At 62.0% G+C, this 18436-nt stretch carries 18 protein-coding genes; 15 read left to right on the top strand and 3 right to left on the bottom strand.

Translation table 11 applies throughout. The features are described from left to right. Positions 1-11: 11 nt before the first annotated feature. Together AKL28_RS17045 and AKL28_RS17040 are read left to right on the top strand one after the other, a co-directional pair. Positions 12-1436, top strand: a complete 1425-nt coding sequence (locus tag AKL28_RS17045; protein WP_050469351.1) for a M20/M25/M40 family metallo-hydrolase — start codon at positions 12-14, stop codon at positions 1434-1436. 91 nt (positions 1437-1527) lie between these two features. Next, positions 1528-2721 (top strand): M20 aminoacylase family protein, encoded by a 1194-nt coding sequence (locus tag AKL28_RS17040; RefSeq protein ID WP_050469350.1) that lies wholly within the window; start codon positions 1528-1530, stop codon positions 2719-2721. 72 nt (positions 2722-2793) lie between these two features. Here the strand turns inward: AKL28_RS17040 and AKL28_RS17035 are convergent, their stop codons facing one another. After that, the gene (locus tag AKL28_RS17035) at positions 2794-3261 is read right to left on the bottom strand and encodes a hypothetical protein (RefSeq protein ID WP_050469349.1); all 468 of its coding nucleotides are present in this window, start codon (positions 3259-3261) and stop codon (positions 2794-2796) included. 311 nt (positions 3262-3572) lie between these two features. Here AKL28_RS17035 and AKL28_RS17030 point away from each other — a divergent pair, with 311 nt between their 5' ends. The 3 genes from AKL28_RS17030 to AKL28_RS17020 all read left to right on the top strand — a co-directional run bounded on the left by AKL28_RS17030 (position 3573) and on the right by AKL28_RS17020 (position 5431). Beyond that, positions 3573-3926, top strand: coding sequence for a DUF1304 domain-containing protein (locus AKL28_RS17030; protein ID WP_050469348.1), 354 nt, complete (start codon positions 3573-3575; stop codon positions 3924-3926). Positions 3927-3974: 48 nt separating this feature from the next. After that, positions 3975-4496: a DUF695 domain-containing protein gene (locus tag AKL28_RS17025; protein WP_050469347.1), complete on the top strand. Its 522-nt coding sequence runs from the start codon at positions 3975-3977 to the stop codon at positions 4494-4496. A gap of 215 nt (positions 4497-4711) precedes the next feature. Next, positions 4712-5431 (top strand): DUF4088 family protein, encoded by a 720-nt coding sequence (locus tag AKL28_RS17020; RefSeq protein ID WP_050469346.1) that lies wholly within the window; start codon positions 4712-4714, stop codon positions 5429-5431. A gap of 97 nt (positions 5432-5528) precedes the next feature. Here the strand turns inward: AKL28_RS17020 and AKL28_RS17015 are convergent, their stop codons facing one another. Together AKL28_RS17015 and AKL28_RS17010 are read right to left on the bottom strand one after the other, a co-directional pair. Beyond that, positions 5529-6368: a DUF3047 domain-containing protein gene (locus tag AKL28_RS17015; protein ID WP_082221552.1), complete on the bottom strand. Its 840-nt coding sequence runs from the start codon at positions 6366-6368 to the stop codon at positions 5529-5531. A 147-nt stretch (positions 6369-6515) separates the two neighbouring features. Next, positions 6516-7490, bottom strand: a complete 975-nt coding sequence (locus AKL28_RS17010; RefSeq protein WP_050469344.1) for a LysR family transcriptional regulator — start codon at positions 7488-7490, stop codon at positions 6516-6518. A gap of 283 nt (positions 7491-7773) precedes the next feature. On the opposite strand from AKL28_RS17010, the gene araD1 reads away from it, so the two are divergent. From araD1 to glpK, 10 genes are all read left to right on the top strand, one after another. Beyond that, positions 7774-8763, top strand: a complete 990-nt coding sequence (araD1, locus tag AKL28_RS17005) for an AraD1 family protein (protein WP_050469381.1) — start codon at positions 7774-7776, stop codon at positions 8761-8763. Positions 8764-9029: 266 nt separating this feature from the next. After that, on the top strand, positions 9030-9713 hold the full coding sequence (locus AKL28_RS17000) for an amino acid ABC transporter permease (protein WP_050469343.1): 684 nt from the start codon (positions 9030-9032) through the stop codon (positions 9711-9713). 9 nt (positions 9714-9722) lie between these two features. Continuing rightward, a complete protein-coding gene (locus AKL28_RS16995) occupies positions 9723-10373 on the top strand; it encodes an amino acid ABC transporter permease (RefSeq protein ID WP_050469342.1) in 651 nt (216 codons plus the stop codon). Then, entirely contained in the window at positions 10357-11091 is a 735-nt protein-coding gene (locus AKL28_RS16990; protein WP_050469341.1) for an amino acid ABC transporter ATP-binding protein, read from the top strand. Before AKL28_RS16995 ends, AKL28_RS16990 begins: the two co-directional genes overlap by 17 nt. A 79-nt stretch (positions 11092-11170) precedes the next feature. Beyond that, a complete protein-coding gene (locus AKL28_RS16985) occupies positions 11171-11977 on the top strand; it encodes a transporter substrate-binding domain-containing protein (RefSeq protein ID WP_050469340.1) in 807 nt (268 codons plus the stop codon). A 135-nt stretch (positions 11978-12112) separates the two neighbouring features. Further along, positions 12113-13648 carry a UxaA family hydrolase gene (locus tag AKL28_RS16980; RefSeq protein ID WP_050469339.1) on the top strand — a complete coding sequence of 512 codons (1536 nt, stop codon included), beginning with the start codon at positions 12113-12115 and terminating at the stop codon, positions 13646-13648. A gap of 199 nt (positions 13649-13847) precedes the next feature. Further along, positions 13848-15023 carry a fumarylacetoacetate hydrolase family protein gene (locus AKL28_RS16975; protein WP_050469338.1) on the top strand — a complete coding sequence of 392 codons (1176 nt, stop codon included), beginning with the start codon at positions 13848-13850 and terminating at the stop codon, positions 15021-15023. Between the two features lie 10 nt (positions 15024-15033). Beyond that, positions 15034-15798: an SDR family oxidoreductase gene (locus AKL28_RS16970; RefSeq protein ID WP_050469337.1), complete on the top strand. Its 765-nt coding sequence runs from the start codon at positions 15034-15036 to the stop codon at positions 15796-15798. Between the two features lie 166 nt (positions 15799-15964). Continuing rightward, positions 15965-16873, top strand: a complete 909-nt coding sequence (locus AKL28_RS16965) for an SMP-30/gluconolactonase/LRE family protein (RefSeq protein WP_174525389.1) — start codon at positions 15965-15967, stop codon at positions 16871-16873. 50 nt (positions 16874-16923) lie between these two features. Then, positions 16924-18429, top strand: a complete 1506-nt coding sequence (glpK, locus tag AKL28_RS16960; protein WP_050469335.1) for a glycerol kinase GlpK — start codon at positions 16924-16926, stop codon at positions 18427-18429. Positions 18430-18436 lie beyond the last annotated feature (7 nt).

The following is an 18436-nucleotide window of genomic DNA, read 5'->3' as shown; positions in this document are numbered from 1 at the left end:
AGACCTCCCCCATGCCATCCCTTCCCTCTTTGCGTCCACACAAGCTGGCCTTGCTGATGGCGGCTGCCGCGCTGTGCGCCGGCGCCTCTGCCCAGCCAACCGCACTGACGCCCGAGCAGCAGCGCTTCCATGACATCTACAAGGAACTGGTGGAAATCAACACCACCCATTCCGCCGGCAGCACCACAACCGCCGCGCTGGCGATGCAAGCCGAACTGGTAAAGGCCGGGTTCAGCAAGGACGACATCCAGATCATCGAGCCCTTCCCCAAGAAAGGCAACATGGTGCTGCGCTGGAAAGGCGACGGCAGCAAGAAACCGCTGCTGCTGATCGCACACATCGACGTGGTGGAGGCCAAACGTGAGGACTGGAAGACCGATCCCTTCAAGCTCAAGGAGGACGACGGCTATTTCACCGCGCGCGGCTCGATCGACGACAAGGCCATGGCCTCGGCCTTCGTCTCCATCCTCTCGCAACTCAAGCGCGAGGGCTACCAGCCCAAACGCGACATCATCCTGGCGCTGACCGCCGATGAGGAGCGCGGCGACATCGACAGCAACGGCGCCTGGTGGATCTTCAAGAACAAACCCGAATTGCTCAAGGCCGAACTTGGCATCAACGAAGGCGGCGGCGGCGAGCTGTACGGCGGCCAAGGCAGCAAGCCCAAGCTGCACCGCGTGCAGGTGGCCGAAAAGCTGTACACCACCTACCAGCTGGAACTGCGCGATGTCGGCGGCCACAGCTCGCTGCCCACGGCCAGCAATCCGATCTATGCGATGTCCGCCGCGCTGGCGCGGCTGGGCGCCTACCGTTTTCCGGTGAAGCTGGCCGATGTCACCAAGACCTACTTCGCACGCAGCGCGCAATTCGCCAGCGGCCAGCAGGCGGAGGACATGCGTGCGGTCGGCAGCGGCAGCACCGATTCCGCGGTGACCGACCGCCTCTCGACGGTACCGCTGTACAACGCCCAACTGCGCACCACCTGCACCGCCACCATGTTCAACGGCGGCCACGCCGAAAACGCCTTGCCGCAATCGGCCAAAGCTACCGTCAACTGCCGCATCCTGCCATTCGACGATCCGGACGAAGTCGAGCGCCAGCTGAAGCAGGTGCTGGGCAACGACAAGATCGCCATGCGCCAGGTGGCGCCGCCGACGCGCAGCCCGGTCTCTCCGATGACGCCGGAAATCGCTTCGGTCGTGGAAGGCCTGACGCAAGAGATGTGGCCGGGCGTGCCGGTGATCCCCTTCATGAGCACCGGCGCCACCGACAGCCGCTTTGCGCGTAACGCCGGGGTGCCGATGTATGGCGTCTCCGGCCTGTTCACCGACCCGGCCGACCTGCGCACCCACGGCCTGGATGAGCGCATCGAAATCCCGCGCCTGTATGAAGGACGGGAATTCATGTACCGCCTGGTGAAACGACTGGGTTCCTGACGCAACCCTGCCCCATGCGCCATCCCGGTCCGCGCCGGGACGGCGCATGGGGAGTAAGATAGACAGACTCTCGCCGCAGAACCAAAGCACCATGAAACTCATCGATCCCATCGTCCAGTTCCACGCCGAACTGCAAAAAATCCGCCGCGACATCCACGCCCACCCCGAGCTCGGCTATGAGGAAGTGCGCACCGCTGAGGTTGTGGCGCAAAAGCTCACCGAATGGGGCATTCCGGTGGTGCGCGGCCTGGGCGTGACCGGCGTGGTCGGCATCATCCGCCATGGCGACAGCCCGCGCGCCATCGGCCTGCGCGCCGACATGGACGCGCTGCCCATGCCCGAACTCAACACCTTCCCGCATGCCTCGAAGAACGAGGGCAAGATGCACGCCTGCGGCCACGACGGCCACACCGCCATGCTGCTGGGCGCTGCGCATTACCTGTCGCAGCACCGCAATTTCGACGGCACCGTGTATGTGATCTTCCAGCCCGCCGAAGAAGGCGGCCGCGGCGCTGAGCGCATGATCCAGGATGGCCTGTTCGAGAAGTATCCGATGGATGCCGTGTTCGGCATGCACAACTGGCCCGGCATCCCGGCCGGCCATTTCGGCGTGACGCCGGGGCCGCAGATGGCCTCCAGCAACGAATTCGAAGTTACCGTCAAGGGCAAGGGTTCGCACGCAGCCCAGCCACACAAGGCAATCGATCCGGTAATGACGGCGGTGCAGATCGCGCAAAGCTGGCAGACCATCGTCTCGCGCAACGCCAATCCGAATGATCCGGCGGTCGTCTCGATCACGCAGATCCATACCGGCAGTGCCACCAATGTCATCCCTGACATCGCCACCATGATCGGCACCGTACGTACCTTCAGCACACCGGTGCTGGACATGATCGAGCGCCGCATGCGGGAGATCGCCGAACACACCGCCGCAGCCTTCGACGCTACGGTAGATTTCCGCTTCTCGCGCAACTATCCACCGCTGATCAACCATGAGAAGGAAACCGCCTTCGCGGTCGAGGTGCTGACCGAGCAGTTCGGCGCCGACCATGTCGATGCGCGCACCGAGCCAACCATGGGCGCCGAGGACTTCGCCTTCATGCTGCAGCACAAGCCGGGCTGCTACGTCTTCCTCGGCAACGGTGACGGCGGCCACCGCGACCACGGCCATGGACTGGGCCCGTGCAACCTGCACAACCCCAGCTACGACTTCAACGACGACTTGCTGCCTATCGGCGCGACCTACTGGGTGCGACTGGCGGAGAAATTCCTGCAGGCGAAATGATTCCTTGCATCGCAATGACAACGGCGCCGGCCTCCACCGGCGCCGTTTTTCATTGCGGCATGACGGTCAATCTCAATGCGCCAGGATCGCCACCGCCTGCGTACCGTAGGCGATCAGGTAGCCGCCGTGTTCGCGCTGCCAGCCTTGCGCAGTCTCCATGTCGGGGAACCAGTTGGTCTCGAAATCGCGAAACATGCCAAGCTCAAGACGATAGCGGTCCAGCAGCGACGACGGTCGTGCATCGACCTGGCGTGCGCAGAGCTCCCAGCTGGCGAAACCGACTTCGCGCGCCAGCGTATGCAGCACATGCTTGAGTTGCAGGCTGCGGCGCAAGGGATGGAGTTCAGCCACGGAAATTTCCGGCGTCACCTGCATGGCGACGATGCGGCGCAGGACGGGCAACGCCTCGCTGCTGCGCTCGGAATGTACGGCGCGCAGCAGCCGCTTGGCATAACGGCGCAGGAAATCGCCGTTGGCGAGGCTGCTGCCGAAACCAGGTTCGGCGATATGGATGGCGTGGGGGAATTGGGTAGACCACATTACGTTTGTTCCTTTCAAGCGTCGTCTCCCGCCACGACTATCAAGGTTCAACGTCTGTGTTCAAGCTGAAGGTGTACTTCCGCAGACGGCAGGTGCATCGGCTTTCGCGGGAATGGGCGCCCTGCCGCGCCCGAGGCCGCATTCTATCCCCTGCGGCGCAAGTCTGCCAAGCCGGCGGTGGCGGCGATGCGACAGCCGCGCCGGAGCGCATCAACAACGCATCGACATTGGCGGGGCCGGCGCTTTCGGGCATGATCGCGAAAGCGCCGGCCCCGCCCGAGCGCTCCCCATAACGACAAAAGGAGAATCCCTTGCAAACGCTCGCCACTGCCCTGCTCATCCTGATCGCCATCGAGCATGTCTGGATCCTGGTGCTGGAGATGTTCCTCTGGACCAAACCCATCGGCCTGAAGACATTCCGCCAGTCGAAAGAAACCGCAGAGGCTTCGCGCGTGCTGGCAGCCAACCAGGGCCTGTACAACGGCTTCCTGGCCGCCGGCCTGTTCTGGGGAGTAGCCGCGGGGGACCGTCCGGTACAGTTTTTCTTCGTCGCCTGCGTACTGATCGCCGGCATCTACGGCGGGCTCACCGCGAAACGCTCCATCCTTTACATCCAGGCCTTGCCTGCCCTGCTGGCCTTGCTCGCCCTGCTGGCCGTGCGATGACGGGCCGGCGCCGGGTTTGCCCTTTGCATTATTAAACAAGCCACCTCAATGAAGAAACTCGTCATTGCCCTACTGGCGCTGCTCACCGCCGGCACACTGCACGCACAGACTTCCGACAATGCCGAATGGTGGAGCTACGTCGCCGCGCACGACGGCAAACCCGGCACCACCCGGCTGGACATGGGGCTGCGCAGGGTGGCGCCGGTCTCCGGCTATCCGTATGTGATCGTGACCGGCGTGGGCTACCGCTCAAGCCGCCCGGACGGCCTTCCCGAGCCGGGCGATACCGGCCGGCTCGACGCCATATCGGAAGCGGTGGCAACCGCCATCGGCCGCAAGACGCGCAGCATTTATGCCGGCACCGTCATCCACAACCTGGAACAACTCAACTACATCTACGTGATCGATCCCAACGGCCTTGGAGAAACCGTCGCGGCGGTCTATGCCAAGCTTTGCCCGGGCTGCGAAATTCATACCGAGATCAAGGCCGATGCCGCCTGGTCAACTTATCGGGATTTCCTGTACCCGGACGAAGAGACACGCCGCCGTTACGGCCTGCTGTCCTATTGAGCCTGCCCCCTGCAACAGGGAGTTTCCGGCCAGCGCCAAGCAAGGAGCGTTATCGGAATGGGAACGAAAATTTCCAAAAATAAAGTTTTCCTTCAATTTGGCCGATAATCATTAATCACGGTTGCCTCTTCGCACAACCTGTAAAGAAATGACAACCATCGGCCGGCCTCCTTCGATGCCGGCACGACAACATCAAACACGCTCGGGGAAGGGCAATGAAACAGATCAAACTCAACCTCAAGGATGAGACATACGAATCGCTGCAACGCGATTACAAGAACTTTGTACGCCTGTCGACGAAAATCGACTCGGGCTTTGTCTCCCCGACATTCGATGGCTTCTTGCTGGCCAAGGTCTCCGAAAACCCTCATTTCCTGACCGAGGACGGCGTGCAGCACCTGATGCTTTCGGGCCAGTACGCCTGGGCTAAACGCGCGCTGGACAAGGATTTTCCGGATGTGGTGGAGATCCTGATCTCGCAGGCGTCGAACTACGGCTTCTACATCGCAGTACGCCATGACTGGGGTCCGGACGACCTGCTGGCTGCTTCCAAGGCCTGGGCCGCATCCATCGTCAAACAGGCCAAGGGCGACGAATCGCAGATCGACATCCTGGCTGCGCAGATCAAGAATTCGGTCACCAGCATCACCGTGGTGCAGGAAAAGCTGAAAACCCCGGCGTCGCAGCTGGCGCACGCATTGGTGCAGGAACTGCGCGAGACGCACATCGCCATTGAGCATGCCTCTGGCGCGGTAGCGCGCGAAAAGCTGGGCGCGCTACGCAGCCTGCTGCGGCTGGGACGCGCCTACGGCAATGTCTCGGAAAAGGCGGAGCAGGAAATGATCGAACGCCTAAAGGCGCAGAAGCCCTGGCTATTCACGGAAGGACCGAAGGGATTCTGGGGCCATGTCGCCGCATGGTGGCGTGGCGTATGACGAAATAGATGCAATAGAAACAAACAAGGCCTGCCGGTGCACACCCGGCAGGCCTTGTTTGCTTGGAGCCTGTTCGCGCCCGCCCTCTGGGCCGGACTCACTCGCCGCCGTCAACCTCACGCATCAGCCTGATGTCGCCATACCAGGCCTCCACCTGTTGGCCGGTGTTATCGGTATCGGTGAGCACGCCCACGCCAATCAGCCGCCCCGGCTTTTCACCGAAGGCCTTCTCGTAATCCTCCGCCACATTGCGCTTGTATTCCACCCATTGCCCGACATTGGCCGGGCCGCTTTCGGCCACCAGCATCTGGATGCGCCCGGTACGGGTATTGGCGATCACGCTGCCCACAGGCGCCTTGTTTTCCCAGATGTACATCAGCGTGGCATAGGGCAGCTCGTGTCCGGTCAGCAGCTTGGCCGTGTCGAACAGGATGGTGTCCATCAGCGACAGCTTGTCATGGTCGCCATCGAAAGCCAGCACGATGCGCACCGGCGAATCCTCGGTCTCGCGCTGGGTATTGTCGGCGGTGGGAATCAGGGCCGAGGTCTTCCAGCTCCATGACAGCCAGGGTTTCTTGTTGATGTCGATATTGACCTGGTGGCGCAGGCCGGACGATGCCTTGTCCGCATACGCACGCAGCACCGTGCGGCCGGCATCTTCGACCAGCTGGTATTCGGTGCTCTTCTTCCTGCGTGTAAACAGCAGCGGCTCCCATTCTGCCGGCAGCCCGCCCGGGGCATTGGCAGAGAACAGCGCCAGGGCCTTGTCCAGTCTCGCCTGTTTGGCCGCTGCTTCAGGCGCCTGCTTTTGCCCCGCGCAGCCTGCCAGCGCCAGCGTGGCAATAGCAAACGCCACTACCTGCAACGGACGGCGCAAGCGTGCCAAAGAGCCGGGGCCCGGAATGAAAAATCCAACAGCTGGGGAACGCAATGTCATGGAGAACAACCAGAAGAGCCGGCCTGGCTTGGCCGCAATAATGGAAACTGCTTGAAACCACGGCTGTCGCCATGCGAGAGCGGTGAACATGCAGGAAGGAAATCGCACCACATCATACGCGAAGCCGTGTCCGGCCCGGCAGCAACGTCAGTTCTGCTGGCGCAAGATCTGGATGAACATCTTCGATAACGAAGACAAGGTCGTATTTTTTCGCGTGACGATGCCGTAATGTTCGATCCGGGTTTTCAGCCCCACTGGCAAGATGCACAGCATCTGCTTGGCGGCGAAGAAATGGGCAATGTCCAGCGGCATGACGGCCACCATGTTGGACTGCGCCAGCAACGTCACCGTCACGAAGGGCGATGCCGTTTCGATCACATTGCCCGGGACTTTCAGGCCATCCAGCTTGAACTCGTGCTCGATCCAGATGCGCATGGGCATATTGCTCGAATACAAAATCCAGGAGGCGTCCGACAGTTCCTGCAGCCGTACCTTCTGCGCGGTCGCCAGCGGATGGTCGATGCCGCTGACGATGCACATGGGCTCGCCGCGCAGCATTTCATAGTTGTACAGGTTGGGTTGGGAACTGACCGAGGAACGCCCGATCATCAGGTCGATGCGCCCCTGGTCGAGCAGCAGCAACTGGCGCGCGCTGGTGTCTTCGGTAATTTCAATGGAAACGTCCGGCTGGATCTCGCGCAAGCGCGACAGCGCGCGCGTCACGAAGGGCGCTGCGCCCATGATCGTACCGATGGACAAGCGCCCGCCGCGGCCGCTGATCATGTTCTGCAGTTCGTCGCGCAAGTTGGCAACGTCGCTTTGAATCAGGCGCGCGTAGCGGATCACGCAGCGCCCAAGTTCGGTGGCCTCGATGCCGCGCGGCGAGCGGTCGAACAGGGTGACACCCAAGGCATCTTCCATTTCATGCAACGCCTTGGTCGCGGCCGGCTGCGTCATGTGCATCACTTCGGCCGCCTTGTGCAGCGAACCCTGCTCATCGAGCGCCGTCAGCAGGGCGACCTGCCGGAAACGCAGGCGGCTGACAATAGAACCGACCGAGGGCAGTTCCCCCCCGGCAGTCTTGAGTTGGTTATCACCCGATGAATTAACCTCATTAGACATCGTTTTGTAAGCCTCTTATATTCGGTGCTGCGAAAAACCACAATGCTAGCGCATCTATCGTCCAGCCAAAGCGATGCGTGAAAAAAGCAGGAGACTTTTGCGAAATTGACCCGGCGGCGCACGAATTCCCGCCGACTGCGAATCACTGCTCTCCAATTGCCATTGTGCCTATCGTGCACTGCAGCGTAACGGAAGCGGGTGAAGAACCGGTCTAATTCCGCAACAGCCGATACGACATGGGAGTCGCGCTGTTCAAGCAACAAGAATGACCATCGGAGACAAGGTGAGGCTGATTCAATTTGCAGATCGCGAAGGTGCGCGCCGCGTCGGTATCGTCAACGGGACGAATATCCAGACGCTGTCGCAGGTCGCCACTATGCGCGAACTGGCGTTGCTGGCCATGCGCAGCGGAAATGGCCTGGAACGCCAGGCCCAGTTGCTCAATGGGAACCGGCAGGAAGACTACGCCGCCATCCTGAAAGAACAACGCATCCTGGCCCCGCTGGACCATGAAGATCCGGCGCATTGCCTGGTGTCCGGCGCCGGCGTTACGCATCTGGGCAGCGCGTCCACGCGCGACAAGATGCACCGCAAGGTCAACTCCGAGGAGATGGCCAGGACCGACACCATGTACATGTTCGAATGGGGCCTGGAAGGCGGCCGCCCGGACGCAGGCGAGATCGGCGTGCAGTCGGAATGGTTTTACAAGGGCGATGGCGACATTGTGGTCGCCCCCGGCCAACCCGTTCCCAGCCCCGACTTTGCGCTGGATGCCGGCGAAGAACCCGAGCTGGTCGGCCTGTACGTGATCGACGACGAAGGCTGCCCGCAGCGCCTGGGGTTTGCCATCGGCAACGAATTCTCGGATCACGTGATGGAGCGCAGGAATTACCTGTACCAGGCGCATTCGAAACTGCGCCATTGCTCCTTCGGGCCGGAACTGCTGGTGGGTACGCCACCTTCGCACCTGGTTGGAATGACCCGTATCCGCCGCAATGGCCGCGTGATCTGGGAACAGGAATTCCTGACCGGCCAGGACAACATGTGCCATGACATCAGGAACCTGGAGTACCACCACTTCAAGTACAACCAGTTTCTGCGTGCCGGCGACGTGCATGTGTATTACATGGGCGCGGCCAATCTTTCGTTCGCTTCCGGTGTACGCACACAGACCGGCGACAGCTTTGAGATCAGCATTCCGGACTTCGGCGAGCCGCTGGTCAATGGCATTGAAAAAGTCGAAACGAAATTCGGCGGCGTCAAGACCTTGTAAACCTTGCGAGCACCGTCCGTGAAAAATCGCCGCAAGGCGCATGCAGTACAGCAGTAACAAGCCACCCTGGCACATGGGCCGACAAGAGCCCGCCCACCGGTAGCCGGATCCTTCTCCGCAACCGGTGGCACGCCAGGCGTCAGACCTCAGGTAACAAGAAAGGAGACCACTTCATGCCAGCAACCCATCACTTCCGGCCAGGAACGGCGCACATCTGCCGCCGCCACACGTAATCCTGCCACCCGCCCCGTTTCACCGGAGTATCAATGAATTACACATTTGATTTCATGAGTGTGTTCGCCAACTGGGAGCGCCTGCTGTACGGCGCCTGGCTGACGATCCAACTTTCCGCCCTGTCCATCGTGCTCGGCTTCGTGGTCGGCACGCTGTGCGCGATCGCCTACAGGAGCAAGAACCCGCTGCTGCATGGCCTGGTGAAGGCTTACGTGGAGATCATCCGCAATACGCCGCTGCTGGTCCAGGTATTTCTGGTGTTCTTCGGCCTGGCCAGCATCGGCTGGAAGCTGACCGCCGAAACCGCCGCCGTGATCGCGCTCACGCTCAACGTCGGCGCCTACACCACCGAGATCATGCGCGCCGGCATCAACTCGATCCATCCCGGCCAGATCGAGGCGGCCGAATGCCTGGGCATGTCCAAGCTGCATGTCTACTGGCATGTGGTGCTGCTGCCGGCGGTAGAACGCGTCTACCCGTCGCTGACCAGCCAGTTCATCCTGCTGATGCTGGCATCCTCCATCACCTCGCAGATCTCCGCCGAAGAACTGACTGCCACCGCCAACCTGGTGCAATCGGAAACCTTCCGCAGCTTCGAAGTGTATGTGGTGATCGCGGTGGCCTATCTGGCGCTGTCCTTCCTGTTCCGTGCGGCATTCTGGCTGATCAGCCAGGTCGCGTTCGTCCGCAAGCGCAAGCTCGGCACCAGCCTATAAGGAGACAACGTGAATTCATTCAGTTTTTTGCACGTTGAATACCTGCTGCAAGCTGCCGTCTGGACCGTGGTGCTGTCACTGGTGGCCTTCGTGTTCGGTGGCGTCGCCGGCATCGTGATCGCACTGTGGCGCGTCTCGCCCAACAAGGTACTGCGCACCATCGCCAGCTGGTACATCCAGATCGTACAGGGCATTCCGCTGCTGGTGATCCTGTTCGTGGCCTACTTCGGCCTGGCGATCGCCGGTTTCAAGCTCACGCCGCTGGTGGCAGCCGGCATTTCGTTTGCGATCTACTGCGCGGCCTTCCTCGGCGAAATCTGGCGCGGCTGCATCCAGGCGGTGCCCAAGACCCAATGGGAAGCGTCGGAATGCCTGGGCTTCAACCGCTTCGAGCAGTTGACCAAGGTCATCCTGCCGCAGGCGACCAAGATCGCCATCCCGCCGACCGTAGGCTTCATGGTGCAAATCGTGAAGAACACCTCGTTGGCCTCGGTGATCGGTTTCGTCGACCTCGCGCGCGCCGGCCAGATCATCAACAACTCGACTTTCCAGCCCTTCACCGTTTTCGGTTGTGTGGCGCTGATCTATTTTTGCCTTTGCTATCCGCTGTCGGCGCTCTCCAAGCATTTCGAAAGGAAATTGAATGTCAGCAATCGTTAAGATCAAGGACCTGCACAAGAGCTTCGGCACCAACAAGGTGTTGAACGGCGTCTCGCTGGATGTGCAGAAGGGCCAGATGGTGGCCATCATCGGCCGTAGCGGCTCGGGCAAGAGCACCCTGCTGCGCTGCCTCAACGGCCTGGAGAAGGTCGATGCCGGCGACATCAACGTCTGCGGCCACGACATCCACCATCCGGACAAGCTCAACCTGCGCGAACTGCGCAAGCAGGTCGGCATCGTGTTCCAGAGCTACAACCTGTTCCCGCACCTGACGGTGGAGCGCAACATCACGCTGGCGCTGACGACGATCAAGAAGATGTCGTCCGACGAAGCCAAGAAGATCGCGCAGAACGTGCTGCAACTGGTCGGCCTGGAAAACAAGAAGGAAGCCTATCCCGAGCAGCTCTCAGGCGGCCAGCAGCAGCGCGTGGCGATCGCCCGCTCGCTGGCAATGGCGCCGGAACTGATGCTGTTCGATGAAGTGACCTCGGCGCTGGACCCGGAACTGACCTCGGAAGTGCTCAAGGTCATGGAAGACCTGGCCAAGCAGGGCATGACCATGGTGCTGGTCACGCACGAAATGGCCTTCGCCCGCAAGCTGGCCGACGTGCTGGTGTTCATGCATCAGGGCAAGGTGTGGGAAGTGGGTCCGCCGGATGAGCTGTTTTCCAACCCCAAGACCGCCGAGCTGCAGAAATTCGTATCCAGCGATCTGTAATCACGCTGCATCCCGATCGCACCAGTCGCATCATCAAGACGACGTACCCAAGCAGTACCTTTCATCTCAGGAGACATCAATGAAAAACCTTTTGAACTTCACCAAAAAAGCCGCTGCCGTGGTGCTGGGCATCGCCTGCTTTGCACAGGTCGCACACGCCGATGCGCTGGCCGACATCAAGGCCCGCAAGAAAGTGCTGGTCGCCATCGACCTGGGCGCGCCTCCGTTCGGCATGACCAGCGCCAAGCTGGAGCCGCAGGGTTCGGACGTGGAAACCGCACGCGCCCTGGCCAAGGACCTGGGTGTGGAACTGGAAATCGTGCAGGTTACCGGCCCCAACCGCATCCCGTTCCTGATGACCGGCAAGGCCGATATGGTGATTGCATCGTTCTCGATCACACCGGAACGCCAGAAGGTGGTCTCGTTCTCGCAACCGTACGGCGCCTCGCAGTTCGTGGTGGCCGCCCCCAAGGGTGAGAACATCAAGGGCCTGAACGACCTGGTCGGCAAGCGCGTGGCCGTGGTCCGCGGCAACATGCAGGATTCGCTGCTGACCCCGATCGCTCCCAAGGGCGCGACCATCGTGCGCTTCGATGACGACGCCACCGTGACTGCAGCCATCGTCTCGGGCCAGGTAGATGCCTTCTGCACACCCAACTCGCTGGCGTCCGCCGTGTCCAAGCAAAACCCGTCCAAGAACATCGAAACCAAGTTCGTGATCAAGGACATCCCTTACGCCATCGGCATCCGCAAGAACGAGCCGGCGCTGGAAAAATGGCTTAACGACTGGATCGGCGCGAACCTGAAGAACGGCAAGCTGGCCGGCATCTACCAGCAATGGGTGGGTAGCCCGATGCCTGACCTGTCGCAATTCGCAGCCAAGTAATTCCCGAAGTCGCAACCTGAATGCAAGCCGGACCGGCACGCCGCACGCGGCGGCGCTTTGCAGAACCGGCTTGCATGTCGCCGCCAGCATGCCTTTTGCCAGCGGACTGTTTGAAACGCTCTCACTGAGATCATCATGAAACCTATTTCTCCCATCATTCGATTGAATCCGGTCGATGATGTCGTCATTGCGCGCCGGCAGCTCATTTCCGGTACCGTGCTGGAAGAGGAAGGCGGCCTCAAGGTCGTCGGCCTGATCCCTGCCGGCCACAAGATGGCGACCCGCGCTATCGCGGCCGGCGAGTCGGTCAAGCGCTATGGCCAGATCATCGGCACCGCCAGCCAAGCCATCGAGCCAGGCCAGCACGTGCACACGCACAATCTGGCGATGGCTGAATTCTCCCGCGAGCACCACTTCGGCGCCGACGTCAAACCGGTCGACTTCGCCGCACAGCCGGCGACCTTCATGGGCATCGTTCGCCCCGACGGCCGCGTGGCCACGCGCAACTACATCGGCGTGCTGACCTCGGTGAACTGCTCGGCCACGGCCGCACGCGCGATCGCCGACCATTTCCGCCGCGACATCCATCCCGAAGCGCTTGCCGATTTCCCCAACGTCGACGGCGTGGTGGCGCTGACCCACGGCCTGGGCTGCGCGGTGGACTCGCTGGGCGAGCCGCTGCAGATCCTGCGCCGCACCCTGGCCGGCTACGCCAAGCACCCCAACTTCGCCGCCGTGCTGGTGGTGGGCCTGGGCTGCGAGACCAACCAGATCTCCGGCCTGATGGAAAGCCATGACCTGAAGGAAGGCGAATACTTCCACACCTTCACGATCCAGAGCACCGGCGGCACCGCCAAGACGGTGGCGCTGGGCATCGAGAAGATCAAGAAGATGCTGCCCAAGGCCAACGACATCAAGCGCGAACCGGTACCGGCCAAGCACCTCACGCTGGGCCTGCAATGCGGCGGCTCCGACGGCTACTCGGGCATCACCGCCAATCCGGCGCTGGGCGTGGCGGTCGACCTGCTGGTGCAAAACGGCGGTACCGCGATCCTGTCGGAAACGCCGGAAATCTACGGCGCCGAACACTTGCTGACGCGCCGTGCGGTGTCGTCGGAAGTGGGCCAGAAGCTGCTGGCACGCATCGACTGGTGGGAAGAGTACTGCCGCAAGAACGACGCCGAAATGAACAACAATCCTTCGGCCGGCAACAAGGCGGGCGGGTTGACCACCATTCTGGAAAAATCGCTGGGCGCGGTTGCCAAGGGCGGCACCACCAACCTGGTGGACGTCTACAAGTACGCCGAGACCGTGACGGCCAAGGGCTTCGTGTTCATGGACACGCCGGGCTACGACCCGATCTCGGCCACCGGCCAGGTCGCCGGCGGCGCCAACATGATCTGCTTCACCACCGGCCGCGGTTCGGCCTATGGCTGCGCACCGTCGCCGTCGCTGAAACTGGCGACCAACACGGCGCTGTGGCAGCGCCAGGAAGAAGACATGGACATCAACTGCGGCGAAATTGCGGATGGCACCGCGACGCCCCAGGAGATCGGCGCACGCTTCTTCCAGATGATCCTCGACACCGCATCCGGCAAGAAGACCAAGAGCGAATTGCACGGATACGGACAGGATGAGTTCGTACCCTGGCATATCGGCGTGTACACCTGAGCTGCATCCCCTGCTGCCGTTGGCGTCGATGCCAACGGCAGTTTTGTTTGCGCCGTCCGTCGTCCACCATCAGATGCGCAGCCGCCGGCAAAGCGCCCTTCCCCTTGCATTCGTGCATGAGGGTGCTTTGCCAGCGGTTACGCCAACAAGCCAAGTCTGGTCCGCTTCATGCGGCCTCAACAACCTAGGAGTCAAGAATATGGCACATGCATTCACCATCCAGGCGCACTTGCCTGAAGACCACGCGCAAGCGACGCTGATCGGGCGTGTCTGGCAGCCGAATGTCGGCCCGGTGCTGGTCAAGGTCAACGCCGATGGCGTGTATGACCTGAGCACGGTTGCCGCTACGTCCAGCCAGTTACTGGAACTGGATGATCCGGCCGCAGCCGTGCAGGCCGCGAGTGGATTGCCACGCCTGGCTTCGCTGCAAGAACTGCTGGACAACGCCGACACGGCCAGGCGCGACACCGGCAAGCCCTGGCTGCTGGCGCCGATCGACCTGCAAGCGGTCAAGGCCAGCGGCGTGACCTTCGTGGCCAGCATGTTGGAACGCGTGATCGAGGAACAGGCACGCGGCGATGCCGGCCGTGCGGAGTCGGTGCGCAAGGCCATCACCGCCGTGATCGGCGACAACCTCTCCAGCGTGGTGCCCGGTTCGCCGGAAGCGGCCAAACTGAAAGACGTGCTGCTGGAACAAGGCGTGTGGTCGCAATACCTGGAGGTGGGCATCGGCCCGGACGCCGAGATCTTCACCAAGGCGCAGCCGCTGTCGTCGGTCGGCCTGGGCGATGAGGTGGGCATCCACCAGAAATCGGCCTGGAACAACCCCGAACCCGAGATCGTGCTGGCCATCAATAGCCGCGGCAAGGTCGTCGGCGCGACGCTGGGCAACGACGTCAACCTGCGCGACTTCGAGGGCCGCAGCGCCCTGCTGCTGGGCAAGGCCAAGGACAACAATGCCTCCTGCTCGGTCGGGCCTTTTATTCGTCTGTTCGACGCAAACTTTTCAATTGACGATGTGCGCCGCGCCGAACTTACAATGCGGGTCGACGGTACGGAAGGCTTTACGCTCAAGGGCAGCAGCTCGATGTCGATGATCAGCCGCGATCCGCTGCAACTGGTGGAACACGCGATCGGGCCCAACCACCAGTACCCGGATGGGCTGGTACTGTTCCTGGGCACCATGTTCGCGCCGACCCAGGACCGTTTCGGTCCGGGCCAGGGCTTCACCCACCAGGTCGCCGACATCGTGACGATCGCCACGCCCAAGCTGGGCGCGCTGGTCAACACCGTGAACTTCAGCGACAAGACGGCGCCCTGGACTTTCGGCCTGACCGCGCTGCTCAAGAATCTGGCAAAACGACAACTCATCTAAAGGAATAGAAATGGCCTCATCCACTGGACGCCTCGCCGGCAAGACCGTTCTGATCACTGCCGCCGCCCAAGGCATCGGCCGCGCCTCGACCGAATTGTTCGCCAAGGAAGGTGCGCGCGTGATCGCCACCGACATCAGCAAGCCTCACCTCGACGCGCTGGCCGGCATCGCCGGCGTCGAAACCCACTTGCTGGACGTGACCGACGACGCCGCCATCAAGCAACTGGTGGCCAACATCGGCACCATCGACGTGCTGTTCAACTGCGCGGGCTATGTGGCCGCCGGCAACATCCTGGAATGCGACGACAAGTCGTGGGACTTCTCCTTCAACCTGAATGCCAAGGCAATGTTCCACACCATCCGTGCGGTGCTGCCGGGCATGCTGGCCAAGAAGGCCGGCTCGATCGTCAACATCGCCTCGGCCGCCTCCAGCGTCAAGGGCGTGGCCAACCGCTTCGCCTACGGCGCCTCCAAGGCGGCGGTGGTCGGCCTGACCAAGTCGGTCGCTGCCGATTTCGTGGCGCAGGGCGTACGCTGCAACGCGATCTGCCCGGGTACCATCGAGTCGCCGTCGCTGGAACAGCGCATCGCCACCCAGGCCAAGGAAACCGGCAAGAGCGAAGCCGAGGTGCGCGCCGCCTTCGTCGGCCGCCAGCCGATGGGCCGCATCGGCAAAGCAGAAGAAGTTGCCGCACTGGCGCTGTACCTGGCGTCCGACGAGTCGAACTTCACCACCGGCTCGATCCACATGATCGACGGCGGCTGGTCGAACTGATCGCGACATCGCAGGGCCGGGCCTGCCCGGCCTGAATGCCTGCAAAAAGAAAACGGCATGTGCTGAAGCACATGCCGTTTTTCATTGCTGGCGCAGCTTGCGGTACAGGTTTGTGAATCGGCGGCTGCGGCGCATAATGTGCCTTTCCGTCATCTTTTTCCCTCCCATGACCGACACATCCTCGCCATCCAAACAGATCACGGCTGCCTTTGACCAACCGATGCTGCTGGGCGAGTCGCCGTTGTGGCATGCCGAAGAGGCGGCGCTGTACTGGATCGACATTCCCGGCAAGGCGGTGCATCGCCTGCATATCGAAAGCCGGCAGCACAAATCCTGGCCCATGCCGCAGGAGCCCGGCGCCATCGTCAAACATGCCCAGGGCGGCCTGGTGGTCGCGCTACGCACCGGCATGTCGCACCTCGATACGCAGACCGGTGCGCTGTCGCTGCTGCTGGAGGCGCCTTACGACACCAGCCGCATCCGCTTCAATGATGGCCGTTGCGATGCCACGGGCCGTTTCTGGTGCGGCACCATCTACGAACCGCGCGACCGTGAAGCCGGCACATTGTACTGTTTCGAACGCAACAGCCTACGCGATGCCCACCATCCGGTGACCACCTCCAACGGTGTGGCGTTCAGCCCCGACCAGCGCCTGCTGTACCACTCGAACACGCCGGCGCACCGCATCAACGTCTACGACTATGACCTGGCCACGGGCACGGCCGACAACTGCCGTCTGCTGCGCCAGTTCGACGCCGACAAGAGTTCGCCCGACTACGGCGGCCGCCCGGACGGCGCCGCGGTGGATAGCGAAGGCGCCTACTGGTGCGCCATGTTCGAGGGTGGACGCGTGCTGCGATTGTCGCCGCAGGGTGAGATCCTGCAGGAGATCCGCTTGCCGGCGCGCTGCCCGACCATGGTGGCCTTCGGCGGCGTCGACCTGCGCACGCTGTACATCACTACCGGGCGCAATGGCCGCAGTGACAGCGAACTGCAGCAATATCCGCTGTCGGGATGCGTGCTGTCGGTGCGCGTGGAAATACCGGGGCGCCTGGAATACAGCTACCGGCCCTGATTTTCCCGGCGCACCGGATTACAAGAAAACCAGCATCGGGAGACTATGCCATGAGCCGTTACCTGCTCGCACTCGACCAGGGCACCACCAGTTCACGCGCCATTCTGTTTGACCGCCAGGGCCGCATCGCGGCCATTGAGCAGAAAGAGTTTGCGCAACATTACCCGCAATCCGGATGGGTAGAGCACGATGCCAACGACATCTGGCGCTCCCAGCTCGAAGTCGCCCAGGCCGTGCTCAAGAACAACCACGTGAAAGCCGATGACATCGTCGCCATCGGCATCACCAACCAGCGCGAAACTACTGTGGTGTGGGATCGGAAGAGCGGCGAACCGGTCTGCCCCGCCATCGTGTGGCAGGACCGCCGCACTGCCGGCCTGTGCGACCGACTGCGTGGCGAAGGCAAGGAAGAGCTGTTCGCCCGCAAGACCGGCCTGGTGCTGGACGCCTATTTCGCCGGCACCAAGCTGAACTGGATCCTCGAAAACGTGCCGGATGCCCGCGCGCGCGCCGAGCGCGGCGAACTGGCTTTTGGCACTGTCGATTCCTGGCTGGTCTACAAGCTCAGCGGGGAACATGTCACCGACAGCAGCAATGCCTCACGCAGCCTGCTGTTCGATATCCATCGCTGCGAATGGGACGACGAACTCATGGCAGTGCTGGAAGTACCCCGCTCCATGTTGCCACGTGTGGTGGCCAGCAGCGGTGTTGCCGCGCAGACCAAAGCCGAATGGTTTGGAAGTCCCCTTCTCATTGCCGGCATCGCCGGCGACCAGCAGGCCGCCACTTTCGGGCAGGCTTGCCTGCGTGAAGGCATGGTCAAGAATACCTACGGCACTGGTTGTTTCATGCTGATGCAGACCGGCGCGCAAGCCGCCGTGTCGAAGAACAAGTTGCTCACGACAATAGGCTGGACGCTGGCGGCAGAAGATGGCGCCGCGCCCCAGACCTCGTACATGCTTGAGGGCAGTATCTTTGTCGCGGGTGCGGTAGTGCAGTGGCTGCGCGATGGCTTGGGCGTGATCACGAAATCGTCCGATATCGAGGCGTTGGCAGCACAGGCGCCGGACAACGGCGGCGTGTATTTCGTGCCGGCATTTACCGGACTCGGCACGCCGTATTGGGATCCTTACGCACGCGGCAGCATCAGCGGACTCACGCGCGGCTCGACCAAGGCGCATCTCGCGCGCGCCGCACTGGAAAGCATCGCCTACCAGACTGCAGATGTATTGGAAGCAATGCAGAAGGATGCGGCTATTCCGCTCAAGGAACTGCGAGTAGACGGCGGCGCTGCACGCAATGACTTGCTGATGCAATTCCAGGCTGACATGCTGGGTGTGCCGGTAGTCCGTCCGCAGGTCACGGAAACGACTGCGCTGGGCGCGGCCTACCTGGCTGGGCTGGCCACCGGATTCTGGCATTCCCAGGAGGAAATTTCTGCCATGTGGCAAGTCGATCGCTTGTTTGAACCGGGAATGGCGGCCGATTTGCGCGATGAACTCCTGATGCGCTGGCATAAGGCGGTCGGATGCTCCCGGGGATGGATGCTGGACTGAAATCCAT

Origin of the sequence: Herbaspirillum chlorophenolicum (assembly GCF_001189955.1) — a bacterium.
GTDB classification, from domain to species: Bacteria; Pseudomonadota; Gammaproteobacteria; order Burkholderiales; family Burkholderiaceae_D; genus Herbaspirillum; species Herbaspirillum chlorophenolicum.
This window is presented reverse-complemented; position numbering and strand designations above follow the sequence as displayed.